The 1044-nt window shown below is 69.1% G+C and carries 1 protein-coding gene and 1 pseudogene; both read left to right on the plus strand.

What is annotated here, in order from left to right; genetic code table 11:
• Positions 1-550 (plus strand): CARDB domain-containing protein (locus D7W81_RS41320; RefSeq protein ID WP_279637947.1); only part of this gene is annotated, 550 nt, incomplete at its 5' end.
• A 192-nt stretch (positions 551-742) separates the two neighbouring features.
• Positions 743-1044 (plus strand): annotated as a pseudogene (locus D7W81_RS42175) (hypothetical protein); the annotation flags it as partial.

The raw sequence follows: 1044 nt of genomic DNA on the forward strand, positions 1-1044 counted from the left end.
CGTCAGCGGCCCCACACCCCCTCCGTACCTCAGCGACCCCAGCAGCCCCCTCTTCCTGGGGGCCCGCGTGGACATGGGCAATCAGGTGGTGGAGCTGCGCGAGGACAACAACACCCGCGTGACGTCGCGGCTCGTGCTGGGCAGCGGTCCGGACCTGGTGGTGCGCTCGGTGACGGCGCCCACGGGCCTCACGCGGAACAGCGCCTTCACCGCGCAGGTGCAGCTGTGCAACGAGGGCAACGTGGGCGTTTACGGGTACGCCCCGCTGGAGCTGATCATCTCCACGGAGACGTCCCTCTACGTGCCCGGCCAGGGCCAGCCTCCGTACACCCAGGTCCAGGTGCCCGTGGGCGGCGTCACGGTGTCCTCGCTGGCCGTGGGCCAGTGCACCTTGCTGCCGGTGCAGGGCTTCGTCATGCCTCCCGCCTCGGCCCGGCCCGGGCAGCCTCTGTACCTGGGCGCCCTCGTCGACGCGCCGAACTCGCTGCCGGAGCTGCTGGAGGACAACAACGCGCTGACGATGGCCTCGCCCATCAGTCAGGTGCCGTAAGGGTTGAGATGGAATCGCCGGCTGGGAGCGCCCTGGCCGGCGATTGTCTTTTCCGGGGCCCCCCGATTCCGGCACGACGGGTTTGGGAATCCATGGCTTTTCGTCTTCGACGGACTCCCTTAAAGGTCCACGCGGCGCCGGACCGGCCCCGCCCGGCGCCTCGTAGACCACCCATACCCCCAAGGAGAACACATGCCACGGCTCTCGCCGTCATGGACACACACGTGTCTGCTCATCGCTGGCACACTCATCATCACCGGCTGCGGAAGTGAGGGCGCGTCGTCCGACCCGGCCCTCGCACGCGGTCAAAGCCATCCATTGGACCACGGCTCGGACCTGGTCATCACCGAGCTGCGCGCCCCCGACAACGTCCGCGACGGGAGCCCCTTCACCGCCACGGTGAAGGTCTGCAACACGGGCTCCGCGGACGCGTATCCCCAGAGCGGCGGCACGTTCCTGCAGGTGTACCTGTCCACGACCCCCACCCAGCAGCT

The sequence above is a fragment of the Corallococcus aberystwythensis genome, assembly GCF_003612165.1.
GTDB classification, from domain to species: Bacteria; Myxococcota; Myxococcia; order Myxococcales; family Myxococcaceae; genus Corallococcus; species Corallococcus aberystwythensis.